At 68.1% G+C, this 24,642-nt stretch carries 22 protein-coding genes; 10 read left to right on the top strand and 12 right to left on the bottom strand.

Annotated elements, in window-relative coordinates; all coding sequences use genetic code 11:
• The first annotated feature begins 278 nt into the window (after positions 1-278).
• Positions 279-728, top strand: a complete 450-nt coding sequence (locus FHW85_RS18250) for a DUF192 domain-containing protein (RefSeq protein ID WP_168649196.1) — start codon at positions 279-281, stop codon at positions 726-728.
• A gap of 233 nt (positions 729-961) precedes the next feature.
• Here the strand turns inward: FHW85_RS18250 and FHW85_RS18245 are convergent, their stop codons facing one another.
• Positions 962-1,147, bottom strand: coding sequence for a rubredoxin (locus FHW85_RS18245; RefSeq protein WP_167255379.1), 186 nt, complete (start codon positions 1,145-1,147; stop codon positions 962-964).
• Between the two features lie 95 nt (positions 1,148-1,242).
• Here FHW85_RS18245 and thiE point away from each other — a divergent pair, with 95 nt between their 5' ends.
• Both thiE and hemL read left to right on the top strand, forming a co-directional pair.
• Positions 1,243-1,881 (top strand): thiamine phosphate synthase, encoded by a 639-nt coding sequence (gene thiE, locus FHW85_RS18240; protein WP_167255377.1) that lies wholly within the window; start codon positions 1,243-1,245, stop codon positions 1,879-1,881.
• Positions 1,878-3,158 (top strand): glutamate-1-semialdehyde 2,1-aminomutase, encoded by a 1,281-nt coding sequence (gene hemL / locus FHW85_RS18235; protein ID WP_168649195.1) that lies wholly within the window; start codon positions 1,878-1,880, stop codon positions 3,156-3,158. Before thiE ends, hemL begins: the two co-directional genes overlap by 4 nt.
• A gap of 22 nt (positions 3,159-3,180) precedes the next feature.
• Here the strand turns inward: hemL and FHW85_RS18230 are convergent, their stop codons facing one another.
• The 5 genes from FHW85_RS18230 to FHW85_RS18210 form a co-directional block, all read right to left on the bottom strand.
• Positions 3,181-4,416: an acetylornithine transaminase gene (locus FHW85_RS18230; RefSeq protein WP_168649194.1), complete on the bottom strand. Its 1,236-nt coding sequence runs from the start codon at positions 4,414-4,416 to the stop codon at positions 3,181-3,183.
• 604 nt (positions 4,417-5,020) lie between these two features.
• On the bottom strand, positions 5,021-6,358 hold the full coding sequence (locus FHW85_RS18225) for a sigma-54 dependent transcriptional regulator (RefSeq protein WP_167255372.1): 1,338 nt from the start codon (positions 6,356-6,358) through the stop codon (positions 5,021-5,023).
• Positions 6,359-6,571: 213 nt separating this feature from the next.
• Entirely contained in the window at positions 6,572-6,994 is a 423-nt protein-coding gene (locus tag FHW85_RS18220) for a VOC family protein (protein ID WP_167255370.1), read from the bottom strand.
• A 12-nt stretch (positions 6,995-7,006) separates the two neighbouring features.
• Positions 7,007-7,825 (bottom strand): NAD(P)-dependent oxidoreductase, encoded by an 819-nt coding sequence (locus FHW85_RS18215; protein ID WP_168649193.1) that lies wholly within the window; start codon positions 7,823-7,825, stop codon positions 7,007-7,009.
• A 103-nt stretch (positions 7,826-7,928) separates the two neighbouring features.
• On the bottom strand, positions 7,929-8,522 hold the full coding sequence (locus FHW85_RS18210) for an LON peptidase substrate-binding domain-containing protein (protein ID WP_168649202.1): 594 nt from the start codon (positions 8,520-8,522) through the stop codon (positions 7,929-7,931).
• Positions 8,523-8,630: 108 nt separating this feature from the next.
• Here FHW85_RS18210 and FHW85_RS18205 point away from each other — a divergent pair, with 108 nt between their 5' ends.
• Together FHW85_RS18205 and FHW85_RS18200 are read left to right on the top strand one after the other, a co-directional pair.
• Positions 8,631-9,554, top strand: coding sequence for an ABC transporter ATP-binding protein (locus FHW85_RS18205; RefSeq protein ID WP_168649192.1), 924 nt, complete (start codon positions 8,631-8,633; stop codon positions 9,552-9,554).
• Positions 9,551-10,963 carry a hypothetical protein gene (locus tag FHW85_RS18200; protein WP_167255364.1) on the top strand — a complete coding sequence of 471 codons (1,413 nt, stop codon included), beginning with the start codon at positions 9,551-9,553 and terminating at the stop codon, positions 10,961-10,963. The genes FHW85_RS18205 and FHW85_RS18200 overlap by 4 nt, the downstream gene beginning before the upstream one ends.
• 19 nt (positions 10,964-10,982) lie before the next feature.
• On the opposite strand, the gene mpl is transcribed toward FHW85_RS18200, so the two are convergent.
• Together mpl and FHW85_RS18190 are read right to left on the bottom strand one after the other, a co-directional pair.
• Positions 10,983-12,344: a UDP-N-acetylmuramate:L-alanyl-gamma-D-glutamyl-meso-diaminopimelate ligase gene (mpl, locus tag FHW85_RS18195; protein WP_168649191.1), complete on the bottom strand. Its 1,362-nt coding sequence runs from the start codon at positions 12,342-12,344 to the stop codon at positions 10,983-10,985.
• Between the two features lie 95 nt (positions 12,345-12,439).
• Positions 12,440-13,024 carry an adenylate kinase gene (locus FHW85_RS18190; protein WP_168649190.1) on the bottom strand — a complete coding sequence of 195 codons (585 nt, stop codon included), beginning with the start codon at positions 13,022-13,024 and terminating at the stop codon, positions 12,440-12,442.
• A 196-nt stretch (positions 13,025-13,220) separates the two neighbouring features.
• Here FHW85_RS18190 and FHW85_RS18185 point away from each other — a divergent pair, with 196 nt between their 5' ends.
• Positions 13,221-14,492, top strand: coding sequence for a 6-phosphofructokinase (locus tag FHW85_RS18185; RefSeq protein ID WP_168649189.1), 1,272 nt, complete (start codon positions 13,221-13,223; stop codon positions 14,490-14,492).
• Here FHW85_RS18185 and FHW85_RS18180 read toward each other — a convergent pair.
• Complete coding sequence (locus tag FHW85_RS18180) at positions 14,482-15,189, bottom strand: NAD(P)H-dependent oxidoreductase (protein WP_168649188.1); 708 nt, start codon at positions 15,187-15,189, stop codon at positions 14,482-14,484. The genes FHW85_RS18185 and FHW85_RS18180 overlap by 11 nt on opposite strands.
• Before the next feature lie 95 nt (positions 15,190-15,284).
• On the opposite strand from FHW85_RS18180, the gene gcvA reads away from it, so the two are divergent.
• Positions 15,285-16,184 (top strand): transcriptional regulator GcvA, encoded by a 900-nt coding sequence (gcvA, locus tag FHW85_RS18175; RefSeq protein WP_168649187.1) that lies wholly within the window; start codon positions 15,285-15,287, stop codon positions 16,182-16,184.
• A 106-nt stretch (positions 16,185-16,290) separates the two neighbouring features.
• On the opposite strand, the gene FHW85_RS18170 is transcribed toward gcvA, so the two are convergent.
• The 3 genes from FHW85_RS18170 to FHW85_RS18160 form a co-directional block, all read right to left on the bottom strand.
• Positions 16,291-17,058: an alpha/beta hydrolase gene (locus FHW85_RS18170; protein WP_343203714.1), complete on the bottom strand. Its 768-nt coding sequence runs from the start codon at positions 17,056-17,058 to the stop codon at positions 16,291-16,293.
• On the bottom strand, positions 17,059-17,571 hold the full coding sequence (locus tag FHW85_RS18165; RefSeq protein WP_168649186.1) for a hypothetical protein: 513 nt from the start codon (positions 17,569-17,571) through the stop codon (positions 17,059-17,061).
• Between the two features lie 79 nt (positions 17,572-17,650).
• Positions 17,651-17,884: a hypothetical protein gene (locus FHW85_RS18160; RefSeq protein ID WP_168649185.1), complete on the bottom strand. Its 234-nt coding sequence runs from the start codon at positions 17,882-17,884 to the stop codon at positions 17,651-17,653.
• 351 nt (positions 17,885-18,235) lie between these two features.
• Between FHW85_RS18160 and FHW85_RS18155 the strand changes: the two genes are divergently transcribed.
• From FHW85_RS18155 to FHW85_RS18145, 3 genes are all read left to right on the top strand, one after another.
• On the top strand, positions 18,236-18,706 hold the full coding sequence (locus FHW85_RS18155) for an RcnB family protein (RefSeq protein WP_167255349.1): 471 nt from the start codon (positions 18,236-18,238) through the stop codon (positions 18,704-18,706).
• 188 nt (positions 18,707-18,894) lie between these two features.
• Positions 18,895-20,946, top strand: coding sequence for a sodium-translocating pyrophosphatase (locus tag FHW85_RS18150; protein ID WP_168649184.1), 2,052 nt, complete (start codon positions 18,895-18,897; stop codon positions 20,944-20,946).
• A gap of 433 nt (positions 20,947-21,379) precedes the next feature.
• Entirely contained in the window at positions 21,380-24,505 is a 3,126-nt protein-coding gene (locus FHW85_RS18145; RefSeq protein ID WP_210427848.1) for a TonB-dependent receptor, read from the top strand.
• Positions 24,506-24,642 lie beyond the last annotated feature (137 nt).

Below are 24,642 nucleotides of genomic sequence, written 5' to 3'. Positions count from 1 at the left end.
TCCGTTCTTCGAATCGCCCCGAGACGTTTCGTCCCGGGTGAGCCGCCCATTCTACATCGTCTTTCCGGTCCGTCAACACCTGCAGCGAAGAATTTTCATCGTGCCGTGTTGCCGTGGAACCCTTCGTCGAAGGCGTTTCGTCGAAGGGGCGAGAATCATATCGTCCATCCAGGAATCTGTGAAGGGGTTGCGCGGAAAATTTTTCCATCAGATGACAATCCGCGCCCCGCTACACTCGCGCGCATCCACTCACCTATAGAGAAGGACTCGAGGTAGCGATGAAAAGCCTGCTAGTAGCGCCCCTGTTGTTCGCCATCACCGCATGCGCCGCCGCGGCGCCGTCGTCACAGCCCAGCGTGACGCTGCACGGCAAGCGTTTCATCACCGAGTTCGCCACTACCGATGCCACGCGTGCGCGCGGCCTGATGATGCGCACCTCGCTCGCGCCCGATCACAGCATGCTGTTCGTGTTTCCCGACACCGATCAGCGCTCGTTCTGGATGAAGAACACGCTCATCCCGCTCGACATCCTGTACTTCGATGCCGACCGCAAGCTGGTCTCGATGCAGCTCGACGTGCCGCCGTGCAAGGCGGACCCGTGCGCCACCTATCCGAGCAATGCCCCGGCCCGCTACGTACTGGAGCTGCCCGCGGGTACCGCCGGCCGCATCTATGCGACGCCGGGCGACGAACTGACGGTGGAAGGAAACGTCGGCAAGGTGGAGTGATCGGCCGTTGCGGCCTGATCGTGTGCGATGGGGACGCCGATGCGGAACGGAATCAGCGATTCGGGAAGCAGCTTTTCCAGGGCATCCCAATCGTCTTCGAACGGTACGAACTGTTGCATATGAGGCTCCCTGCTGAAGCGTCCCTCTGCGAGGGACGCGGGAGCATCAGAACATGCGGCCCGGTCAATGCGATGGCAAATTCGGGCCGCGTGCTGACAGAAGCGGGAGCGCCTTCAGTCGACCTCGACCATTTCGAAGTCGGCCTTGGTCGCGCCGCAGTCCGGGCAGGTCCAGGTATCGGGCACGTCTTCCCAGCGGGTACCGGGGTCGATGCCTTCGTCGGGCACGCCCTCGGCTTCGTCATAGATAAAGCCGCAGACCACGCACATCCACTTCTTGTTGGGAGAGCCCTGACTCATCGTTATTGCGCTGCTTGAAAAGGGAACAAGAGGCGCATTCTCGCAACTCGGCCGGCCGTGCGGAAGCGTACGGCGACCATTCGCCACCAGATTCCATGCATCCGAAGCTTAGAAACCCCGGCCTCTACGCCATTACCGACGGCCCCCGCGACGGCCTGCTGGCCGCCGTGGCCCAGGCGCTGGAAGGCGGCGCCCGCCTGGTCCAGTACCGCGACAAAAGTACCGACCCGGCCCGCCGCCATGCCGAAGCCGCCGCGCTGCGGCAGCTCTGCGCCGGCCATGGCGTGCCGCTGATCGTCAATGACGACGTCCGGCTCGCCGCCGCCATCCAGGCCGACGGCGTGCATCTGGGCGAGCACGATCCCGCGCTCGCGGCCGCCCGCGCGGCGCTGGGCGCGCAGGCGATCATCGGCGTGTCCTGCTACGACTCGCTCGAACGCGCGCAGGAGCTGGCGGCCGCCGGCGCCGACTACCTCGCCTTCGGGGCCTTTTTCCCGTCGCCGACCAAGCCGCTGGCCCGCCGCGCCGCGCCGGAACTGCTGCGGCAGAGCGCCGCGCTGGGCCTGCCCCGTGTGGCGATCGGCGGCATCACGCCGGACAATGCCGGCTCCCTGGTGGACGCCGGCGCGGATTATCTGGCGGTGATTTCCGCCCTGTTCGGCGCCGCCGACGTGCGCGCCGCCGCGCAAACCTTCTCCGCCCTGTACACCACTGCTTCCGGAACCCCGCGATGACCAACCACGAACTCTTCCAGCGCGCCAAGCAACTGATGCCGGGCGGCGTGAATTCGCCCGTGCGCGCCTTCAAGTCGGTCGGCGGCGAGCCGTTCTTCACCGCGCGCGCGGACGGCGCCTATCTGTGGGACGTGGAAGGCAAGCGCTATATCGACTACGTGGGCTCGTGGGGCCCGATGATCGTCGGCCACAACCATCCGCGCGTGCGCGAAGCGGTGGAGCGGGCGATCAAGGACGGTCTTTCGTTTGGCACGCCCTGCCCCGCCGAAGTCACCATGGCCGAGACCATCACCCGCCTGGTGCCGTCGGTGGAGATGGTGCGCATGGTCAATTCCGGCACCGAAGCCACCATGTCGGCGATCCGCCTGGCCCGCGGCGCCACCGGCCGCAGCAAGATCGTGAAGTTCGAAGGCTGCTACCACGGCCACGGCGACAGCTTCCTGGTGAAGGCCGGCTCCGGCGCGCTCACCTTCGGCGTGCCCACCTCGCCCGGCGTGCCGAAGGCGGCGGCGGATCTCACGCTCACCCTCGCCTATAACGACCTGGCCGCGGCCGAGGCGCTGTTCGCCGAGCACGGCAGCGATATCGCCGGCCTGATCATCGAGCCGGTCGCCGGCAACATGAACTGCATCGCGCCGAAGGACGGCTATCTGCAGGGCCTGCGCGATCTATGCACGCGCCACGGCGCGCTGCTGATCTTCGACGAGGTGATGACCGGCTTCCGCGTGGCGCTGGGCGGCGCGCAGGCGCATTACGGCATCACGCCGGATTTGAGCACCTTCGGCAAGATCATCGGCGGCGGCATGCCGGTGGGCGCCTATGGCGGCCGCCGCGAGCTGATGGAACAGATCGCGCCGGCCGGCCCGATCTACCAGGCCGGCACGCTCAGCGGCAATCCGGTGGCGATGGCGGCGGGCCTGGCCATGCTGGAGCTGATCCAGGAGCCGGGCTTCTACGACCGCCTCGCCGCGCGCACGCGCCTGCTGGCCGATGGCTTCCAGGCGGTGGCCGACGGCGAAGGCGTGCCGTTCAGCACCAACCGCGTGGGCGGCATGTTCGGCCTGTTCTTCACCTCGGAGAAGGTCGAAAGCTACGCCCAGGCCACCGCGGCCGACACTGCCGCGTTCAACCGCTTCTTCCACGGCATGCTGGAGCGCGGCGTGTATCTGGCGCCGTCGGCGTTCGAAGCCGGCTTCCTGTCCAGCGCGCACAGCGACGAAGACATCGCCGCGACGCTGGAAGCGGCCCGCCAGACCCTGCGCGCCACCCGCGCCTGAAACGAAACCGGTACGAAGTGGATCAGCGCTTGCCGACGAAATCGGTCAGCGCCGCGCGCAGGCGCGACAGGCCTTCGGCCAGATCCGCATCGGTGATGTTCAGCGGCGGCACGAAGCGCAGCACATCGGGGCCGGCCTGCAGCACCAGCAAGCCGTGCGCCGCGGCGTGATCGAGCACTTCGCCCGCGCGCCCCTTGTATGCCTCCGCCAGCACCGCGCCGATCATCAGGCCGCGGCCGCGCACGCCCTCGAACAGGTGCAGTTCCGCATCGATCGCCGCCAGCCCGTCGCGCAACGCCTGCGCCTGCCGCGCGACATTCGCCATCAGCTCCGGGGAACCCAGCTTGCGCAGCGCCACCCGCGCCACCGCCGCGGCCATCGGGTTGCCGCCGAAGGTGGTGCCGTGCGCGCCGTACTGCATCACTTCGGCCACCTTGGGGCCGGCCAGCATGGCCCCGACCGGGAAACCGCAACCCAGCGCCTTGGCCAGGGTGACGATGTCCGGCGTCACACCGTCCTGCGCATGCGCGAACAGCGTGCCGGTGCGGCCCATGCCGCACTGGATCTCGTCCAGCACCAGCAGCGCCTCGTGCGCGTCGCACAGTTCGCGCGCGCGGCGGATAAAGGCCGGCGACGCGGGCACCACGCCGCCTTCGCCCTGCACCGGCTCCAGCATCACCGCGGCTACGTCGCCCTGGGCGAACGCCGCTTCCAGGCCGGCGACGTCGTTGAAATCGAGATAGCGGAAGCCGCCCGGCAGCGGCTCGTACTGTTCCTGGTACTTCGGCTGCGCGGTGGCGGTCACCGCAGCCAGGGTGCGGCCGTGGAAGGAGCCGCGGAAGGTCAGGATCACGCGCTGTTCCGGCGCGCGGCCCTTGGAGGCGGCCCACTTGCGCACCAGCTTGATCGCGGCCTCGTTCGCCTCGGTGCCGGAATTGCACAGGAACACGCGCTCGGCGAAGCCCGACGCCTGCACCAGCTCCTCGGCCAGGCGCAGCGGCGGCTCGGTGTAGAACACGTTGCTGCTGTGCCAGAGCTTGTGCGCCTGGGTCACCAGCGCGTCGAGCAGGTCCGGGTCCTGGTGGCCCAGCGCGTTCACCGCGATGCCGGCGCCGAGGTCCACGTAGTCGCGCCCTTCGGTATCCCACACGCGCGCGCCTTTGCCGTGATCCAGTACGACCTCGCGGGGTCGGTACACCGGCAGCCAGTAGCGCTTGCCGAGTTCGATCAGGGACGACGAGGAATCCTGCGCGTGCATGTAAAGGGCTCCGGGCATTGCCATGCGGCAACACCGCTGAATGGTTGAGTGGGGAAAACGCCTGCTTGGGAGCGGGGCGTCCCGCATCGTAGAACCAGCGCCCGCGCATTTCCACGCGCCATGCGCGGGCGTTGTCCGCCCGGGCGTTACAGCGGCACGCCGGTGTTACATCTCTTCACGGAGGTTCCGCGCCTTGCGGGGCGCCATCGCGCTACGCCGCGCCCAGCCATCGGTGCAACACCGCTGTTACAGCAGCCCTGGAGGCGTTTTCGCAAGCCGTTGAAATTGCTCGGCACAGCCCGTGCCGGGAGGCTGGCACGCCACTTGCCCTATGAATCAGCGACCCAGTTCAAAGCCATCCCCTCCGATGGCGACGCGGGCGGTAACCCGGCGATCCCTGTGGCCGGGCACCAACGGAGGCCCCCGGCTGACCCCTGTAGGCCGGGGGCCCTCCGTCTCTTCCTTGCCCGCATTCCGGACCTGGACGTAGGTTGGGGTGAGCCAAAGGCGAACCCCAACAGTGCGAGACGTCAGGATGCGGCCATGTTGGGGTTCGCTGCGCTCACCCCAACCTACGGCGCTGCGCCGGAATGACGAACTGCGATCAGCGCAGCTGTTCCAGCGCCAGCCCATGCTTCTTGCACAGGCGATAGATGGTGACGCGCGAGACCTTCAGCCGCCGCGCGCACTCGCTCACGTTGAAATGGCATTCGCGCAGGCAGCTGATCACCGCCTCGCGCTCCGCGGCCACGCGCGCGCTGCCCAGCGTGGCGCGGCCCGAGGGCATCTGCGACACATGGGCCAGGTCCAGGTCTTCCGGCGTGATCAGCGCATCCTCCGCCACCACCGCCGCGCGCTGCACGCGGTTGAGCAGCTCGCGCACATTGCCCGGCCAGCCGAAATGGCGCATCGCCTGGCGCGCGGCGCTGCTGAAGGTGCGCGCGTGGCTGCCGTGGTGTTCGCGGAACGCGTCGAGGAAATGCTGGGCCAGCAGCACCACGTCGTCCTCGCGCTCGCGCAGCGCCGGCATATGCAGGCGCAGCACGTTGAGGCGGTAGTACAGGTCTTCGCGGAAGCGGCCCTGCTCCACCGCGCGCTCCAGGTCCACGTGCGTGGCCGCCAGCACGCGCACGTCCAGGGTGATCGACTGGCTGCTGCCCACGCGCTCCAGCGTGCCTTCCTGCAGAAAGCGCAGCAGGCTGGTCTGCGCGTCGGCCGGCAGGTCGCCCACCTCGTCGAGAAAGACCGTGCCGCCGGCCGCGGTCTCGAAATGGCCCAGGCGCCGCGCATTGGCGCCGGTGAAGGCGCCGCGCTCGTGGCCGAACAGTTCGGACTGCACCAGGTTCGGCGGCAGCGCGCCGCAGTTGATCGCCGCGAACGGGCGCCCGGCGCGCCGCGACAGGCTGTGCAGCGCGCGCGCCGCCACTTCCTTGCCGGTGCCGGTTTCGCCGGTGATCAGCACCGGCAGGTCCACCGGCGCGTACTTGCGCACGCTGGCGATCACCGCGCGGGTGGCCTTGCTGTGTCCGGTGATGCCCAAGTCGTCCGGCTCCGCCGCGACGATGTCGCCGCCGAGATAACCCAGGGAATCGAGCAGGCGGTCGACGTCGACCGGTGCGGTGAAGACATCGACGCAGGTGTCGATCATGCCGCCCAGGGCCGGCTCGCCGGCCGGCATCTCCGCCGGCATCAGCGCCAGCCACGGCAGGCCCGGGTGGGCGTCCATCACCAGTGCCATCGCGGTCATGCTCGCGGCCTCGGCTTCGCGCAGATCCGCCACCGCCACCACGGTATTGCCGCCGCGCGTGCCGATGCCGCCCACGGCGGAAGCGTCGGCGACGCGGACATACCAGCCGGCCCGGTTAAGACGCATGCGCTCGGTGGCGCTGGGCTGGCCGAACCACACGACGCAGCGCTTGGCGTCTGCCTTGCTCACAGCCATGGGCCTTTCCCCCGTCGCCGGTCTCGGACGTGGCGCGGTCTCCCAGCCGCACCCTGCGGTCACGTTCCGCAGTCCCTTCCCCCGGGGTTGCTACAGAAGTGTGATATGCCTCACACGTTATAGGTTCACGGGTGTCATGGGCACCGGCCGAATGGACGGCGCAGGGTCAGCCAGATGGGGGAGCGGGCGCGCGGTGCGCCCGCTGAACGGCACTCACCAGACGCCGGTATTGGCCATCGAGGCCCACGGTTCCTGCGGCGGCAGATGGCCGTCGCGCTGCAGCAGCTCGATCGAGATCAGGTCCGGCGAGCGCACGAAGGCCATGTGGCCGTCACGCGGCGGGCGGTTGATGGTGTAGCCCAGGTCCTGCAGGTGCTGGCAGGTGCGGTAGATGTCGTCGACCTCGAAGGCGAGGTGGCCGAAATTGCGCGCGCTGCCGTAATCCTCGTCGGAGCCCCAGTTGTAGGTGAGCTCCACCTCGGCTTCCGGCGAGGCCGGCGCGGCGAGGTAGATCAGGGTGAACTTGCCGGCGGCGCTTTCCATCCGCCGCGTTTCCTTCAGCCCCAGGCCTTCGCAGAAGAAACGCAGGCTGGCGTCGACGTCGCGCACGCGGACCATGCTGTGCAGGTACTTCATGGGTTGTCCTCTTCAATCCAGAAACAGATCGGGCAGCAGCGGCTTCGACGGATCGACGGCGTACGGGGCGAAGTCGGTGACGCCCGCCTCGCGCAGCACCTCCTCGTCGATCAGGAACTGCCCATGGAACCCCTGGGCCGGCCGCACCAGTACCGCATGCGCGGCGTCGGCGACGATCTCCGGCTTGCGGCAGCGGGGCACGTCGACGCCGGGAATCATGTTCAGCGCATCGGTGGCCACGATGGTGCGCGGCCACAGCGCATTCACCGCCACGCCCCGCAGGCCGAATTCGCCGGCCAGGCCCAGGGTGACGAAGCTCATGCCCATCTTGGCCAGCGTGTAGCCGGTATGCGGCGCCCACCATTTGGGATCGAGCGAAGGCGGCGGCGCCAGCGTGAGGATGTGCGGATTGGCGGACTTCAGCAGATGCGGCAGGCAGGCCTGCGCGCACAGGAACGAACCGCGCGCATTCACCTGCTGCATCAGGTCGAAGCGCTTCATCGGCGTGTCGAGCGCGCCGGCCAGCCAGATCGCGCTGGCGTTGTTGACCAGGATGTCGATGCCGCCGAAGGCTTCGACGGTGGCGGCGACCGCCGCTTTCACTTCGTCCTCTTCGCGGATGTCGCACTTGATCGCCAGGCCCTTGCCGCCGGCGGCGTCCACTTCCGCCGCGGCGGTGTGGATGGTGCCGGGCAGTTTCGGATTCGGCACGCTGCTCTTGGCCGCGATGGCGACGTTGGCGCCGTCGCGCGCGGCGCGCAGCGCGATCGCCAGGCCGATGCCGCGCGAGGCGCCGGTGATGAACAAGGTCTTGCCCTGGAGACTCGCCATGGCCTTGCTTCCCGCTGGAAAACGCCAAGTGTAGGAGCGGCCAGGGCATGCGCAAAGCGCATGGAGGATCGGGCAAGTTTTAAACGTTCACGCCGTCTTTCGATCAGGCTTTCTGGAAGCGCGGCAGGATGTGCTGCAGCTCGGCCAGGCGGCGCACCGGGTCGGTCAGTTCCAGCAGGCGCTGGTGTTCTTCCAGTTCCAGCGGCAGCAGTTCGGCCAGGCGGAAGCCGAGCCAGCTGGCGTCGTCGTAATCGGCCGTGGTGGCGTGGCGCCATTGCGGCGCCATGTGCTCGAGCAGGCGGCCCAGGATGGTCTGCAGCAGGGCGAACTCGACCGGCACCGTGTCGCTGCGCTCGGCGGGCCAGTGCTCCACCTGGCCGGTGACCAGGCCGTCGGAGCGCACGCGCGTGCGCGCCACGCGGAAACGTTCCTCGCCCTGCGCGACGATGCCGAGCAGGCCGTCGTCGCCATGGCTGAAGTCGATGATGCGCGCCAGCGTGCCGACCGCGGCCGGCATGGCCGGCTCGCCCACTTCCTGGCCCTTGAGGATCAGGCATACGCCGAAACCGGTGCCGCGTCGCGAGCAGTCGCGCACCATGTCCAGGTAGCGCCGCTCGAACACGCGCAATGACAGATGCCCGCCGGGATACAGCACGGTCGAGAGCGGAAACAGCGGCAGTTCGTCGGGCAGCGGCATGGCCATGGGGTGGCAGTGTAGCCAGTCGGCATCACTGGACGGCGACCGGCCCGGCACCGCACAGTGTTCCGACGCCATCGTGCCGTTTCCCCGCAGGAGCCCCGCCGGATGTCCGCCGCCGAACTGCCGCTCACCCTGCTCGACCCTGTCGCCCTGCCCGCCGCGCCCGTGTTGCAGGTGCGGGGCCTGGTCAAAGCCTTCGACAAGCGCGAAGTGCTGCGTGGCGTGGACTGGACGGTGCCGGCCGGGCGCGTGATCGGCCTGCTCGGCCGCAACGGCGCCGGCAAGACCACCTTGCTGCGCTGCCTGCTCGGGCTGTCGCCGATCGACGGCGGCGAAGTGCAGCTGCTCGGCGCGCCGATGATCGAACCGGGCGGCGAGCGCATGCATCGCATCGGCTTCGTGCCGCAGACCTTCGATCTGTTTCCGTGGATGAAGGTGCGCGCGTATCTGGATTTCACCGCCGCGTTCTACGCGCGCTGGGACCACGCGCTGGCCGCGCGCCTGCTGGAAAGCTGGGAGCTGGATCCGAAGCAGAAGATCGGCCAGCTCTCGCAGGGCCAGCGGCAGAAGCTGGCGATCGTGCGCGCGATCGCGCCGCAGCCGGACCTGCTGGTGCTGGACGAACCCGTCGCCAGCCTCGACCCGCAGGCGCGCCGCGCCTTCATGACGGAACTGCTGGAGCTGATGCGCCACCCGGGCAAGACGGTGATCTTCTCCACCCACATCACCGCCGACCTGGAACGCGCCGGCGCCGATATCGCGCTGCTGCGCGATGGCCGCATCCAGTTCACCCGTCCGCTGGCGGAACTGCGCGAGCGCTTCGTGCGCGCGGTGCTGACACGGGCGGAAGGCTGGCCGCAGACACCGACCGTGGCAGGACTGTTGAAAGCCCATGCATCCGGCGCGGAATTGCAGATGCTGCTCGAAGACGCCGACCCATCCGCGCTGCGCGCGCTGGCCGAGGACAGCGGCGCGGCGCTGCGCATCGAAACGCCGTCGCTCGAAGACCTGTTCGTGGAACTCGCATGAAAGCGGTCTGGCAACTGTGGCTGCAGCTGTGGAAGCGCATGCCGGTGCTGGCCGTGCTGTCGATGCTGATGTGCCTGACCGGCCTGGTGCTGGCGCTGATCGCGATGCTGGATGCGCGCGTGGCCTACCTGGGCATGGGCTTCGTCGCCTTCGCCTCGTGGTTCTGGCATATCGGCCTGGGCCAGGTGCTGCGCGGCGTGTGCCGGCCGGAAAGTTTCCTGTTGCCGGGCTTCCGCTCGCGGCTGGCCTGGCTGGGCGTGGCCGGCGTGGTGCAGTGGGTGCTGCTGCCGGGCGCGCTGCTGGTGCTGGCGGGGCCGCCGCATGGCGCGCTGATCATCGCCGGCCTGTTCGTGGTCGCGTCGCTGGGCCTGGCGCTGGGCTGCGGACGCCGCGTGAGCCTGGCGATCTGGGCGGTGTTTATCGCGGCGGGCTGGATGCCGCGGCTTGCCGCGCAGGTGACGACGGTTGCGCTGGCTTCGCCGTGGACCGCGCCCTTGCTGTTCCTGTGCGCGGCCTTGCTGATCCGCTATGCGCTGGCGCCGCTGCTGCGCATCCAGGACGTCGAAACGCCCACCTCGCCGCTGGAGAACGCCAGCATCGGCCGCAACAGCCAGTCCGCGCTCGACGACACGCCTTCGCGGCGCGGTGCGTGGAATCGCTGGCTGGGCGAATTGTTCGACCGCGCCGCGCAGCGCGCGCTGGAGCGCAGCCTGCAGACGTATCGCCAGCGGCCCAGCGCCGCGGGCCGCCTCGCCCTGGTGCGGCGCCTGCTGCTGCCGCACGACAACCCGCAGGCGATCGCGCTGCGCCTGGTGCTGGTCGCCGGCATGGTGGCGATCTATTTCCTGGCGGTGATGCATCGCCAGCATTTCGATGCGGCGGTGATCGGCGCCTACGCGGTGCTGCTCACCATGGCGCGCTTCCCGCAGCTGGGCCGCGGCATGCTGCGCATGCGGCCGAACCTGGCCGACCTGTATCTGACCCTGGCGCCGGCCACGCGCGGCGAATACCAGAAGATCATGGTCGACGCGCTGATACTGCTGGTGCCGGTAAGCGTGCTGACCGCGCTGGCGTACACGCTGCTGGGCAGCGTGCTGGCGCATGCGGCGGAGCCGCTGCGGATGCTGCTGACCGCGGCCATCGTCGCCACTTCCGCCAGCCTGGTGGCGCTGGCGGTGCATCTGATCGGACCGGAAGGCAGTTTCGGGCGCGGCGCGATCAACCTGGTGCTGATCTTCGGCGCGATGGCCACCTACTGGGGCGGCTACTGGCTGCTCGGCGCGCTGGGCCTGGCCTGGGGCGCGCTGGCGCTGGGCACGGTGACGATCAGTTTCGGCGGTGGCGTGTGGTACGCCGCGCAGCGCGAATACCAGCGGCGGGCGCCGCGCTTCGACGCGCCGCTGGGCTGACGCACCGCAGGCTGAGGCTTTAGCCGCGCAGCGCTTCGACGAAGCGGCGCGGTGCGTTTTCAAAACCGCCGTTGGACATGAACACCACGTGGTCGCCCTCGCGCGCCTGCGTGCGCAGCGAGGACACCAGCGCATCCACCGACGGCACCGTGGCGCCGCGGCCTTGCAGCGCGTCGGTGACGCGCTTGGCATCCCACGGCAGCTCGGGGCGATGCAGGAACACCACGCCGTCCGCATCGGCCAGCGACGGCGCCAGCCCTTCGGCATGCGCGCCCAGGCGCATCGAATTCGAACGCGGCTCCAGCGCCACCAGGATGCGCGCCTGGCCCACCTTGGCACGCAGGCCGGCCAGGGTGGTGGCGATGGCGGTGGGGTGGTGGGCGAAGTCGTCGTACACGCGCACACCGGCTACTTCGCCGACCAGTTCCATGCGGCGCTTGACGCTTTCGAAGGTGGCGAAGGCCGGCAGCAGTGCGCGCGGATCGGCGCCGGCCGCGGTGGCGGCGGCGAGTGCGGCCAGCGCATTCATCACGCTGTGGTTGCCGAGCAGCGGCCAGCGCACTTCGCCCAGCAGCTCGCCGTTGCGGTGCACGGCAAAGGCCGAGCCGTCCGCTTCGAGCAGCCGCGCCTGCCAGTCGCCCTGGCCGATACCGAAGGTTTCCACCGGCGTCCAGCAGCCCATGGCCAGTACTTCGGCGAGGCGCTCGTCGTGCGCGTTGACGATCAGGCGGCCGTTGCCGGGCACGGTGCGCACCAGATGATGGAACTGGCGCTGGATCGCGGCGACGTCGGGGAAGATGTCGGCGTGGTCGTATTCGAGGTTGTTGAGGATGGCGATGCGCGGGCGGTAGTGCACGAACTTGGAGCGCTTGTCGAAGAACGCGCTGTCGTATTCGTCCGCCTCGAGCACGAACGACTTGCCGCTGCCGAGCCGCGCGGAGATACCGAAATTGCCCGGCACGCCGCCGACCAGGAAGCCCGGCGCCAGCCCCGCGCTTTCCAGCAGGTGCGCCAGCAGGCTGGTGGTGGTGGTCTTGCCGTGGGTGCCGGCGACGGCCAGCACTTCGCGCCCGGCCAGCAGCGTTTCGCCCAGCCACTGCGGGCCGGAGACATAGCGCAGCTGCTGGTCGAGCATGTACTCGATGGCGGGGTTGCCGCGCGTCATCGCATTGCCCACCACGATCAGATCGGGCTTTTCGCGCCCCTGCAGATGCTCGGCGGTGTAGCCCTGCATCAAGGTGATGCCGAGCGCCTGCAGCTGGTCGCTCATCGGCGGGTAGACGTTGGCGTCGGAACCTTCGACCGGCAGGCCGAGTTCGCGCGCCAGCGCGGCGACGCCGCCCATGAAGGTGCCGCAGATGCCGAGGATGTGCAGACGCATGGAGAACCTGTCGAACGCGTGGCGCGGCGCGTGGCCGTCACGAAAAGAGAGATGCCGGATGAAGAACGGGCCGCGCGTGGCGGCCCGTGTCCGGATCAGCCGTTGGCGGCTGCCGATTCCTGCGCGAGCGCGCGCTTGACGCGTGCGGTGACTTCGTCGAGCTCGCCCACGCCGTCGACCACCTGCAGCTGGCCGCGCTTGGCAAAGAAATCCGCCACCGGCGCGGTCTGCTCGGCATAGACCTTCAGGCGGTCGCGCACCACGGCCGGATCGTCGTCCTTGCGGTGCTCGGCTTTGAAGCGGATCTCGACGCGGCCGATGATGGCTTCGTCCGGCACGTCCAGCTTCACCACCGCGTCCAGTGGCTGGCCGATCTTGGCCAGCAGGTGGCCGAGCGCTTCGGCCTGGGCGACGTTGCGCGGATAGCCGTCGAGGATGAAACCGTTCTTGACGTCTTCCTGCGACAGGCGTTCTTCCAGCATGGCCAGCAGGATGTCGTCGGACACCAGCTTGCCCGCATCCATCACCGCCTTGGCTTTCAGGCCGGTAGGCGTGCCCGCGGCCACGGCCGCGCGCAGCATGTCGCCGGTGGAAATATGCGGCACGCCGAGTTCAGCCTTGAGGCGCGCAGCCTGGGTACCTTTGCCCGAGCCGGGCGGGCCAAGAAGGACGAGTCGCATAATGCTCCGAGGTTCCGTGTCGCCGCGGCACGCTGCCGCTGGCCGCAGGAAAAGAAAATTGACAGTCACGTTAACGTCTGTGGGGGGTGCCGTCAAACGAGATGGCGCGCTCATTTGCGCCAAGTCACTGTTGCAAAAGCGTTCTCCCCACCGCGTACGATTGCCGCACTGCAACGATCATCCTAGGAGATAGCCCATGAAGCGTTCGTCTCGATCCCCTGCCGGCCGCCTTTTGTATGCCCAGTCCGGCGGCGTGACCGCGGTGATCAATGCCACCGCCGCCGGCGTGATCGAGGCCGCCCGGGCCAAGGGCGTGCAGGTGTACGCCGCGCGCAACGGCATCCTGGGTGCGCTGCGCGAGGAACTGATCGACACGTCGAAGGAAACCGCGGCCGCCATCGCGGCCCTGCGCCACACGCCGGGCGGCGCGTTCGGCTCCTGCCGCTACAAGCTCAAGTCGCTGGAGGCGAACCGCGCCGAGTACGAGCGCCTGATCGAAGTGCTGCGCGCGCACGACATCCGCTGGTTCCTCTACAACGGCGGCAACGATTCGGCCGACACCGCGCTGAAGATCTCGCAGCTGGGCAAGGCGATGGGCTACGACATCCGCTGCATCGGCGTGCCCAAGACGGTGGACAACGACCTGGCGGTGACCGACTGCTGCCCCGGCTTCGGCTCGGTGGCGAAGTACACCGCCGTCTCCACGCTGGAGGCGAGCCTGGACGTGGCCTCGATGGCGGACACCTCGACCAAGGTGTTCATCCTGGAAGTGATGGGGCGCCATGCGGGCTGGATCGCCGCGGCCGCGGGCCTGGCCGGCGACAATGCAGATGCGCCGCCGCATCTGATCCTGTTTCCCGAGCGGGTATTCGACGAAGCCGCGTTCCTGGCCAAGGTGAAAGCGACGGTCGAGCGCGTGGGCTGGTGCACGGTGGTGGCTTCGGAAGGCATCCGCAATGCGGAAGGCCAGTTCCTTGCCGAAGCGGGCGGGCGCGATGCCTTCGGCCATGCGCAGCTGGGCGGCGTGGCGCCGGTGCTGGCGGCACTGGTGAAGGAGAAGCTCGGTTACAAGTACCACTGGGCGTTGCCGGATTATCTGCAGCGCTCCGCCCGCCATCTCGCTTCGAAGACCGATGCCGACCAGGCTTACGCGGTGGGCAAGGCGGCGGTGGAGTACGCGCTGGCCGGCCAGAATGCGGTGATGCCGGTGATCGTGCGCACCGCGGATGCGCCGTATCGCTGGAAGATCGAATCCGCGCCGCTTTCGAAGATCGCCAACCGCGAGAAGAAGATGCCGGCTTCTTTCCTTACGCGCGACGGCTTCGGCATTACGGCCGCGGCGCGGCGCTACCTCGCCCCGTTGATCCAGGGCGAGGCGCCGCTTCCGTATGGCAAGGATGGGTTGCCGAAGTATGTGCAGCTGAAGAACCTGGCGGTGGCCAGGCAGTTGCCCGCGTTCAAGCCATGACCGCGTGCTGGCCGGCGTGCTGCGCGCGCTCGGCCAGCAGGGTGTCGACCAGTTCGTCCACGGCCGCCTCGGCTGCGCTCAGCGAGGCCGCCAGGCGGTCGCCGGCGAATTCGTCGTACTCGACGGCAACGCTGCGCACGTCGGTGATGCCGATGTAGCCGAAGGCCGTGCGTACCGCGGGTTCGACGTGATTCATGGCTTCGATGCGGCCGCCCGGGCCGTAGCCGTAGTCGCCGCGCGAACCCAGCAGCACCAGGGTGCGGGGCCGTTCGTCCAGCAATGGCCAATAGGGTTCGCCGGCGCGCGCGCGGTCGAAGCCGAAGCTGCGGCCCACGCGCACGATGTTGTCGATATACGCCTTGAAGCCGCTGGGCACGCCGAAGTTGTACATCGGCACGCCGGCGACGATCAGGTCGGCGCCGATCAGTTCGTCGACCAGTGCGTCGCTTTCGGCGAGGCGCTGCTGCATCCATGGGGCGCGCTTGGCCTCCGGGGTGAAGGCGGCATGGATCCAGGCGCTGTCGACCGAGGCGGGTGGGGATTGGCCGATATCGCGGTAGAGCACCGGGTCCGACGCGCGGGCGGCGTGCCAGCGGGCGGCGAAGCGGGCGCTGAGGCGGCGGGTGTGGGAACCGTAGGCGTGGAGGTCGGAACGGCCGACGCGGGCGCTGGCGTCGAGATGCAGCACGGTGGTCATAAGGTTTCCTATGCATGAACTCCATTCACGGAATGGAGAATGAGGCGCATGCTAGGCAGCCTTTCTTACCCTGAAAAACGATGGTTTCTCACCCGATGGATGAGCTGAATTCATCTTTGGCCCGCCGCCTGCCGCCCCTGGGCGCGCTGAGGGCATTCGAGGCGGCCGCGCGCCACCAGAGTTTCCGGATGGCGGCGGAAGAGCTTTCCGTTACCGCCACGGCGGTGAGCCATCAGATCCGCCAGCTCGAACGCCTGCTCGGCGTGGCGCTGTTCGAACGGCAGGTGCGCAAGGTGACGCTCACGGCGGAAGGCCGGCTGTTGTTTCCGGCCTTGCGCGAGAGCTTCGACCTGATGGCGGCAGCGGTGGCGCCGCTGCTGCGGCCGAGGCGGCGGCGGATGCTTACGGTTTCCGCCACGCCGGCTTTTGTTGCGCGGCTGCTGGTGCCGCGCTTGGCGGCGTTCCAGGCCAGCCATCCGGAGCTGGACTTGCGCCTGCATGCGTCGACGCAGCCGGTGGATTTCGCCGCGCAGCAGATCGATGCGGCGATCCGCTACGGCAAGGGTCCTTATCGGGACCTGCGCAACGAACCGCTGCTGCATACGCAGTTCGCGCCGATGTGCAGCCCTGCGCTGAAGCTGCGCACGCCGAAGGATCTCGCGCGCCATCCGCTGCTGCATTTCCAATGGCAGCCGAGTTTTCGGGAACCGCCGGACTGGGCGGCGTGGCAGCGGGCGGCGGGGTTGCGCACGCTCGATGTTGCGCGCGGCGTTACGTTCAGTGACGAGACTCATGCGATCGATGCGGCGATCGCCGGCCAGGGCGTGGCGCTGCTGAACACCGCGCTGGTGGCCGACGAACTGGCGCGTGGCACGCTGGTGCGGCCGTTCGGGCCGGCGCTGGATGGGATGGATTACCAGCTGGTGTATCCGCCGGCCGCGGAAAGCGACCCGGCGCTCGCGGCGCTGCGCGAGTGGCTACTCCATTTGAGTTGAGCCCCTTCTTCAACTCAAATGGAGTTGAGTGCTTCCATTCCGCTTAATCACATCAAATTGAATTGAACGGGTTCTTCAAATCAATTTGATTTGAAGTGTCCGCACGCTACGGAAAGAAACGCGTGAGGCTGGCGCGGTACGCCAGATAGTCCTGGATATCGTTATGCCCCGCCTCCGGCACCACCTGCAGCAGCGGCGGCGTGGCGAAGCTCGCCGCCAGCGCAGCTGTGCGCTCGGCCGGCATCAGCTGATCCTCGCCAGCACGCACGATCAGCACCGGGCAACGCACCTGCGGCGCATAACGCCAGGAATCGAAGCGATCGCGTGCCAGCCAGTCGACCGGAAACCACGGATAGAAGCCCTGCGCCACACGCACCAGGCTGTCGAACGGCGTCACCAGCGCCAGCCGCTCGACAGGCCGCCGCGCCGCCAGCTGCACCGCAACCCCACTGCCCAGGCTGCGCCCCAGCACGGCCACCGAAACGTGGTCCTTCGCCACCCGGTCGAACCAGGCAAGCGCATCGGCCACGAGCGCCTGCTCCGTGGGCTCGCCCTCGCTGGCCGCATAGCCGCGATAGGGCAGCAGATAAACGGTGCGCTCGGGAAACCACCGCGCCAGCTCCTCGCGCGCATCCTCGACCCGTTCGCCATTGCCGCCGAAATACAGCAGCGCACGCGGCTTGCCGGGATTCACCACCCAGCCGCGCAAGGTCACGCCCTGGTTGACCAGCACCAAGTCCGGCGCATGCGCCACGCGCCAGCTGAACTCGGGGTGGTAGATCATGCCGCGCTGGTTGAAGTACAGCGCGGCCGCGAAAGCGATGTAGAGCAATCCAGCCAATACGGCCATCACGCCGATAACGCGCAGGAACACTCAGCGATCCCTGCCCGCCGACTGCTTCTCGTCGACCGTCTCGATACGCGTCACCCTGCCCGCCTTCAATGTGATGCGGATGGTCCGCTCCATGGCGCGCGACGATACCGCATCCGGCAGCACCAGCTCGCCGCTATACCACTCGGCGAACACCGGCTTGCCCGGCGCCACGCCGAACAGTTCCGGCAGCGTGGCGCGATGGCATTCGCCGGCATACACGGCCGCGTCGATGCAAAGCCAGGTATCGATGTCCACCAGGTAGAGGCGGTCGTCTTCCAGGCGCCAGCGGCCGGTATAGCCGCGCTCGTCGTCGGTGGCGCTGCGCAACGGCGCCGGCATGAAGCGCGGCCGCTCGCGGCCGGCGTAGTGCTGGGCCAGCGGATCGCCCAGCACGTCATAGGTGCGGCCATGCCACTCCAGGCGTTCCGGCGGGGAAAACGCCTGTGCCGCCCACGGCAGCAGCAGGCAGGACAGCGCGAGCCGCCCCGGCCACCTGTGCGCAAAGCTTTTCACTGGCCGCTTCATGGGGCGCAGCTTGCCACAAGGTCTTGCGAGCGCCTGTACGCCTTTCGGCAAGGGCGCGCGAGCCGCGTCACGCTTCCGCATCGGCCATTTCGCCAGCGACATGGAACAAGCCGACCGGCCGGCACAGGTTGTCCATCCGCTCCCGCGGGGCCGTGCCGGCTCCCTTCACCAGGACCGCGTTCCGGCGGATCGTCTCGATCACATGGCGCACGGCAACGCCGATCTCACCGCTGCGGTCGGACTGCCGCGACTGTTCGCGCTGATTCCCGTCACCGAGCGACACCTGGACGGCGCCTTCCACGATGCGCTGCAGTGCCTGCGGCCAGGGCCATGCCCCATGCCCCCATGTCCCATGCCGGCTTCGACCATGCCGCGGCTGTCCTCGATCCGGTGGCGGAAGTCGCGTGCCGCGTCGGCGCGGCGCCGGGCCAGCCGGCGCACTCGCCGGCGACCACGGCAGCGGCCGTCCCACTGCCGCAGCTCAGAAGAAATCTTATTTCAAATCAATCATTTCAATTCGATAGAACAACGGTGTCGTGGCGGTGACACGGCTGACCGCCAGATGAAGATCCTGTGACGAATAAGCCCCGGCGTTCAGACGCAGCTTTCTACGATCTTTCCTAACGACGGCAGTCCGTCGGGAGGAGCGCATATGAAGACGCCAAGCAAACAGTTCTTCGGCAAACAGTTCCTCGGCAGCCTGTTCCTCGCCGCCGGCCTGCTGCTCGGCAGCGGCGCCGCGCTGGCCGACAACGACCATGGCCGCGGGCACGACCGCGGCGACCGCCATGGCCACTACGACCGCGACCGCGGCCATGGCAACTGGGAACGCAGGGACGGTCATCGGGATTGGGGCCGCCGGGACTGGGACCGCCACGACCATTGGCGCGGCCCCGACCGCGGCTGGCACGACGACCGCCGCTACTACCATGGCGGCTACTACCGCCCGCACCATCGCTGGGCGCGCGGCGAGCGCTATTACGGCCCGGTCTACGTGGTGAACGACTACCGCTACTACCGCCTGCGCCCGCCGCCGTACGGCTATCACTGGGTGCGCGACGATGGCGGCTATCTGCTGGTCGCCATCGGTACCGGCATCATCCTGGACATGGTGCTCAACTAAGCGGCACACGCGGCCAGGGAAGGAATTTGGTGAAGGCGGTGTCTACGGACACCGCCTTTTTCTTGCGCCGATGCAATCGCCATGGCCTGCGCGTTGCGTCGCACAACAAAAGCCTCGCCGACCTCTGCCTATACTCGCCGGACCCGCCCGCAAAGGGCGGTCACTACAACCGGGATGGGGAGGCTTCGATGCTGCAGCAGTATGGCTTGTGGATCGTGCTTGCATGTGCGGTCGTGGCAGTTCTGTATGGCGCGCTCTCGGTGCGCTGGATCTTGGCGAAATCACCGGGCAACGAGCGCATGCAGGAGATCGCCGCGGCGATCCAGCAAGGTGCGCGGGCCTACCTCAACCGGCAGTACGCCACCATCGGCGCCGTCGGCGTGGTGCTCTTCATCGTCATCGGCCTGGCCCTGGACTGGGGCACGGGCATCGGCTTCGCCATCGGCGCGGTGCTGTCGGGCGCCACCGGCTATATCGGCATGAATGTCTCGGTGCGCGCGAACGTGCGCACGGCCGAGGCGGCGCGCGGCGGCCTGGCCGCGGCGCTCAACGTCGCGTTCCGCGGCGGCGCGATCACCGGCATGCTGGTGGTCGGCCTGGCGCTGCTGGGCGTGGCGGCGTACTACGCGGTGCTGCGCCACCTGGGCTACGAGGGCATGCGCGCCCTGCACGCCCTGGTCGGCCTGGCCTTCGGCTCTTCGCTGATCTCGATCTTCGCGCGCCTGGGCGGCGGCATCTTCACCAAGGGCGCGGACGTCGGCGCCGACCTGGTCGGCAAGGTCGAGGCGGGCATTCCCGAGGACGACCCGCGCAATCCGGCGGTGATCGCGGACAACGTGGGCGACAACGTCGGCGACTGCGCCGGCATGGCGGCCGACCTGTTCGAGACCTACGCGGTGACCCTGATCGCCACCATGCTGCTGGGCGGAGTGATGGCTGAGCAGACCGGCGCCAACGGCGTGCTGTTTCCGCTGCTGCTGGGCGGTGCCTCGATCATCGCCTCGGTGATCGGCACCTTCTTCGTGCGCTCGCGGCCGGGCGGCAAGATCATGAATGCGCTGTACGCCGGCGTGGCGGTGTCCGCCGTGCTGGCGGCGATCGCGTTCTGGCCGATCACCAGCCAGCTGATGTCCGATTCCGCCTACGGCGTGGGCAAGCTCTACGGCTGCGCGCTGATCGGCCTGGCCCTCACCGGCGCCATGGTGGTGATCACCGAGTACTACACCGCCACCGAATACGGCCCCGTGCGCCACGTGGCGCAGGCGTCCACCACCGGCCATGCCACCAACATCATCGCGGGCATCGGCGTGTCGATGAAGTCCACCGCGCTGCCGGTGCTGGCGGTATGCGCGGCGATCTGGGGCGCGTTCGCGCTGGCCGGCCTGTACGGCATCGCCATCGCGGCCACGGCCATGCTGAGCATGACCGGCATGGTGGTGGCGCTGGACGCCTACGGCCCGATCACCGACAACGCCGGCGGCATCGCCGAGATGGCCGAACTGCCGCCGGAAGTGCGCGGCGTCACCGACCCGCTCGACGCCGTGGGCAACACCACCAAGGCGGTGACCAAGGGCTACGCCATCGGCTCGGCCGGCCTGGCCGCGCTGGTGCTGTTCGCCGACTACACGCACAACCTCAGCCAGCACCTGGGCGTGAGCGACTTCCGCTTCGACCTCTCCAACCACTACGTGATCATCGGCCTGCTGATCGGCGGCCTGATCCCCTACCTGTTCGGCGCGATGGCAATGGAAGCCGTGGGCCGCGCGGCGGGTTCGGTGGTGGAAGAGGTGCGCCGCCAGTTCCGCGAGATCAAGGGCATCATGGAAGGCACCACCAAGCCGGATTACTCGCGCGCGGTGGACATGCTGACCAGGTCCGCGATCAAGGAAATGCTGGTGCCCTCGCTGCTGCCGGTGCTGGTGCCGGTGCTGGTGGTGTTCGGCTTCAAGTGGCTGGGCGGCGCCGAGGCCGGCGCGCAGGCGCTGGGCGGCGTGCTGATCGGCACCATCGTCACCGGCCTGTTCGTGGCCATCTCGATGACCACCGGCGGCGGCGCCTGGGACAACGCCAAGAAGTACATCGAGGACGGCCACCACGGCGGCAAGGGCTCGGACGCGCACAAGGCGGCCGTCACCGGCGACACCGTGGGCGATCCCTACAAGGACACGGCGGGTCCGGCGGTGAATCCGCTGATCAAGATCATCAACATCGTGGCGCTGCTGCTGATCCCGCTGCTCTGAATCCGGCGCCATCCATTTAGACGTCTAAACTTCGGACGTCCATACAGAAAAAAGCGGCCCGCAAGGGCCGCTTTTTCTTTGCCCGTCACGTTCACGCAAGCAGGCAGCAAGTCCGGCGTAAGTTTCAGCGATCGTCGCGCAAGGCCCTACGGCCGCGCATGTCTCTGTAAATCATTGACGTCGCAGCAATGTGAAAAATACCTATACGTTTTTTGTTACGAACGTGTTGACCCATTCGTAAGTCTTCGCTAGAACCGATCTAGGCCGGAAGTCATCCGGCCACGGGGGAAACGCAATCCGACGCGCATTTCTGGTTCCTGGGGAGGAACCGGAGCAGGTTCTTGCGGCCTGCTGCCGCCGGAGTGCGTCCCCTTTTGACCGCGCGGGCCCGCACCCGCGCCTTTCGAATTCATCTCTGGGGGAGTCTGTTGTAATGACCATCACCACCTTCACGGCGGCGCGTTCGCTGCGCTATTCCGCACTGACGCTCGCCATGGGCCTCGCGTTCGCCAGCACCGGCGCGCTCGCGCAGTCCAACACCACCGGCTCGATCTTCGGCCAGATCGCCGCCAAGCAGGGCACCACGGTCGTCGCCGAAAACACCGAGACCGGCTTCAGCCGCACCGCTACCGTGGACGACAGCGGCCGCTACCGCTTCTCCACCCTGCCGGTGGGCAAGTACAAGGTGACGCTGCAGAACAATGGCGCCTCCGTCAGCACCCGCGACAACATCGTGGTCGCCATCTCCAGCGGTACCGAGGTGTCCTTCGGCGCGGCGGCCGCGGCCGGCGGCGACGCGAAGAACCTCGAGGGCGTGTCGGTGGTGGCCTCCGCGCTGCCGGCGATCGACGTGTCCTCGGTGGACACGCGCACCGTGCTCACTTCCGAGCAGCTCAACAAGCTGCCGATCGCGCGCAGCGTCGGCGCCGCCGCCCTGCTCGCGCCGGGCGTGGTGGAGAACTCCAGCTACAGCACCACCGGCTTCGGCAACATCCCGAGCTTCGGCGGCGCGGCTTCGTCGGAGAACGCGTACTACATCAACGGCTATGCCGTGACCAACCCGCTGCAGTCGCTGGGCGCCACCACCCTGCCGTTCGACGCGATCGACCAGGAGCAGGTGCTCACCGGCGGCTACGGCGCCGAGTTCGGCCGCTCCACCGGCGGCGTGATCAACATCGTCACCAAGCGCGGCTCCAACCAGTGGAAGGGCGGCGTCTACGCCATCCTGCGTCCGGAAGCGCTGCGCGCCAACCCGCGCAACAACTACTTCCCGAAGACCGGCTACTACGGCCCCGGCAGCGCCACGCCCACCGATGGCACGCTGTACTGGTACCGCAACAAGAACCAGTACTCGTACAACACCTACGGCGCCTACTTCAGCGGCCCGCTGATCAAGGACAAGCTGTTCTTCTACGTCGACGGCGAGATGACCAAGCAGAGCGGCAACGCCGTCGCTTCGTTCTCCAACTCGTCCAGCACCACCGCCAAGACCGGCTGGAACGACTACACCTACAAGTTGCCGCGCTGGACGGCGAAGATCGACTGGAACATCACCGACAGCAACATCCTGGAATTCACCGGCGTCCAGGACAACATCGTCTACGACTCCAGCCGCTACGCGTTCAACTACGGCGACTCCTCGCACGGCAACGTCAAGAACGGCGGCGTGCACCAGAAGGACAGCAGCCGCCTGTACATCGCCAAGTACACCAGCTACGTCACCGACGACCTGACCGTGTCGGCGCTGGTCGGCAAGCAGAACCTCGAGCATCTGCAGCAGCCGTTCGGCTATGACCCGAACTGCCCGTACATCTCGTCCTCGGCGACGGTGCAGGCCCCGGGCCTGACCTACAACGCCTGCCAGCAGGGCGCGGTGACCTCGCTGCTGATCCCGGGCGCCAACGACAAGACCCACGGCTGGCGCCTGGACGTCGAGTACCGCCTCGGCGACCACACCCTGCGTGCCGGCTACGACGCGCAGACGGCCGAATCGCTCACCGGCTCGTCCTATCCGGGCGGCTACGCCTGGGTGTACGGCTGGCAGAAGGACCCGACCATCGGCATCGATGCCAGCCACGGCGTCGCCTCGCCGGCCTCGGCCGGCGGCCTGGGCACGCAGGGCTATTTCGTCTCGCGCGCCTACAACACGCAGAACGCCAAGGTGAAGACCGAGCAGCAGGCCCAGTTCATCGAGGACCGCTGGCAGATCTCCGACCGCTGGCTGCTCTCGCTGGGCCTGCGCAACGAGCAGTTCACCAACTACAACGGCAACGGCGAGGCCTATGCGCGCCAGCGCCACCAGCTCGCCCCGCGCATCGGCGCGGCCTGGGACGTCTACGGCGATTCCTCGCTGAAGCTGTTCGCCAACGCCGGCCGCTATCACCTGGCCATGCCCAATAACGTGGCGGTGCGCGGCGCCTCCGGCTCGCTGATCACCAACGAGTACTACACCTACACCGGCGTCGACCCGAAGACCGGCGCGCCGACCGGCCTCACCCCGGTCGCGGTGGACCGCAGCAAGGGCTACACCTGCGGCAACACCAATGCCATCTCCAGCAACCTGGAATGCGGCACGGCGCCGGATCCGCGCACCGTGGCGGCGAAGGGCCTGAAGTCGCATTACCAGGACGAGTACATCGCCGGCATGGAGCAGCAGCTCTCCCCGACCTACAACTGGGGCGCCAAGCTGACCTACCGCAAGCTGCGCAGCGCGATCGACGACACCTGCGCCCCGGCGCTGGGCGGCGCCTGCTTCCTGTTCAACCCGGGCACCACCAACACCTTCCTGCAGGAACAGGCCGACGGCAGCTTCAAGGCCGTCACCTACACCCGCGAGCAGCTGGGCCTGCCCGAACTCAAGCGCAAGTACTACGCGCTCGACCTGTTCCTGGAGCATCCGTTCGCCGACAAGTGGTACGGCCGCGTCGACTACACCTACTCGCGCAACTACGGCAACACCGAAGGCCAGCTGGCCTCCGACCTGGATACCGGCAACGGCGGCCAGGCCGACGTGTCGACCACCCAGGACTGGGACCTGCCGCAGCTGATGGTCGGCTCCAACGGCCTGCTGCCGAACAACCGCAAGCACCAGATCAAGGCGTTCGGCTACTTCCAGGCCACCGAGGAATGGCGTTTCGGCGCGTCGCTGATCGCCGCCTCGGGCCGTCCGAAGAACTGCACCAGCCACTACCCGACGGCCGACAAGGGCCTGTACAGCGGTGCGGCCTACTGGTTCTGCGGCCTGTCCGGTTCGGGTACGGCTCCGGGCAGCGCGGGCTACAAGCCGGCGGCCGCGGACTACGCCTTCTCGCCGCGCGGCTCGCACGGCTCGGCGCCGTGGACCTACCAGCTGAACCTCAACGTGGCCTATTCGCCGGCCTGGCTGAAGGAGCTGACCCTGCAGCTGGACGTGATCAACGTGCTCAACCGCCAGGTGGCCACGGCCTACAACTATCGCTACGAGACCAGCTCGCGCAACACGCCGAACCAGCTCTACCTGCGTGAACTGAACGTGTCGGACCCGCGCTACTTCCGCATCACCGCGCGCTACGACTTCTAAGCGAAAGGCATTACACAACAACCGAGCCCGGCGCCAGGCATGGCGCCGAGGTCTTCGGGTCTCCCCGAGTGCCGCCGGTTCTCCCGGCGGCTTTTTTTTGCGTCGCGGGCCGGTTTCGTGTTCCATGGCGAACTGCT

The organism is Dyella sp. SG609 (genome assembly GCF_012275375.1).
GTDB classification, from domain to species: Bacteria; Pseudomonadota; Gammaproteobacteria; order Xanthomonadales; family Rhodanobacteraceae; genus Dyella_D; species Dyella_D marensis.
Note: the sequence above shows the minus strand (reverse complement) of the source record. Positions and strands in the feature narration are given on the sequence as shown.

What these genes read in the sequence shown, in the direction of transcription:
- FHW85_RS18215 (WP_168649193.1), bottom strand. Translation starts at nt 7,825, where the DNA reads ATGGCGAGTCTCCAGGGCAAGACCTTGTTCATCACCGGCGCCTCGCGC.
- FHW85_RS18225 (WP_167255372.1), bottom strand. Translation starts at nt 6,358, where the DNA reads ATGGCTGTGAGCAAGGCAGACGCCAAGCGCTGCGTCGTGTGGTTCGGC.
- FHW85_RS18205 (WP_168649192.1), top strand. Translation starts at nt 8,631, where the DNA reads ATGTCCGCCGCCGAACTGCCGCTCACCCTGCTCGACCCTGTCGCCCTG.
- FHW85_RS18190 (WP_168649190.1), bottom strand. Translation starts at nt 13,024, where the DNA reads ATGCGACTCGTCCTTCTTGGCCCGCCCGGCTCGGGCAAAGGTACCCAG.
- FHW85_RS18250 (WP_168649196.1), top strand. Translation starts at nt 279, where the DNA reads ATGAAAAGCCTGCTAGTAGCGCCCCTGTTGTTCGCCATCACCGCATGC.
- FHW85_RS18185 (WP_168649189.1), top strand. Translation starts at nt 13,221, where the DNA reads ATGAAGCGTTCGTCTCGATCCCCTGCCGGCCGCCTTTTGTATGCCCAG.
- FHW85_RS18200 (WP_167255364.1), top strand. Translation starts at nt 9,551, where the DNA reads ATGAAAGCGGTCTGGCAACTGTGGCTGCAGCTGTGGAAGCGCATGCCG.
- FHW85_RS18245 (WP_167255379.1), bottom strand. Translation starts at nt 1,147, where the DNA reads ATGAGTCAGGGCTCTCCCAACAAGAAGTGGATGTGCGTGGTCTGCGGC.
- FHW85_RS18180 (WP_168649188.1), bottom strand. Translation starts at nt 15,189, where the DNA reads ATGACCACCGTGCTGCATCTCGACGCCAGCGCCCGCGTCGGCCGTTCC.
- hemL (WP_168649195.1), top strand. Translation starts at nt 1,878, where the DNA reads ATGACCAACCACGAACTCTTCCAGCGCGCCAAGCAACTGATGCCGGGC.
- FHW85_RS18155 (WP_167255349.1), top strand. Translation starts at nt 18,236, where the DNA reads ATGAAGACGCCAAGCAAACAGTTCTTCGGCAAACAGTTCCTCGGCAGC.
- thiE (WP_167255377.1), top strand. Translation starts at nt 1,243, where the DNA reads ATGCATCCGAAGCTTAGAAACCCCGGCCTCTACGCCATTACCGACGGC.
- FHW85_RS18220 (WP_167255370.1), bottom strand. Translation starts at nt 6,994, where the DNA reads ATGAAGTACCTGCACAGCATGGTCCGCGTGCGCGACGTCGACGCCAGC.
- FHW85_RS18230 (WP_168649194.1), bottom strand. Translation starts at nt 4,416, where the DNA reads ATGCACGCGCAGGATTCCTCGTCGTCCCTGATCGAACTCGGCAAGCGC.
- mpl (WP_168649191.1), bottom strand. Translation starts at nt 12,344, where the DNA reads ATGCGTCTGCACATCCTCGGCATCTGCGGCACCTTCATGGGCGGCGTC.
- FHW85_RS18145 (WP_210427848.1), top strand. Translation starts at nt 21,380, where the DNA reads ATGACCATCACCACCTTCACGGCGGCGCGTTCGCTGCGCTATTCCGCA.
- FHW85_RS18210 (WP_168649202.1), bottom strand. Translation starts at nt 8,522, where the DNA reads ATGCCGCTGCCCGACGAACTGCCGCTGTTTCCGCTCTCGACCGTGCTG.
- FHW85_RS18150 (WP_168649184.1), top strand. Translation starts at nt 18,895, where the DNA reads ATGCTGCAGCAGTATGGCTTGTGGATCGTGCTTGCATGTGCGGTCGTG.
- gcvA (WP_168649187.1), top strand. Translation starts at nt 15,285, where the DNA reads ATGGATGAGCTGAATTCATCTTTGGCCCGCCGCCTGCCGCCCCTGGGC.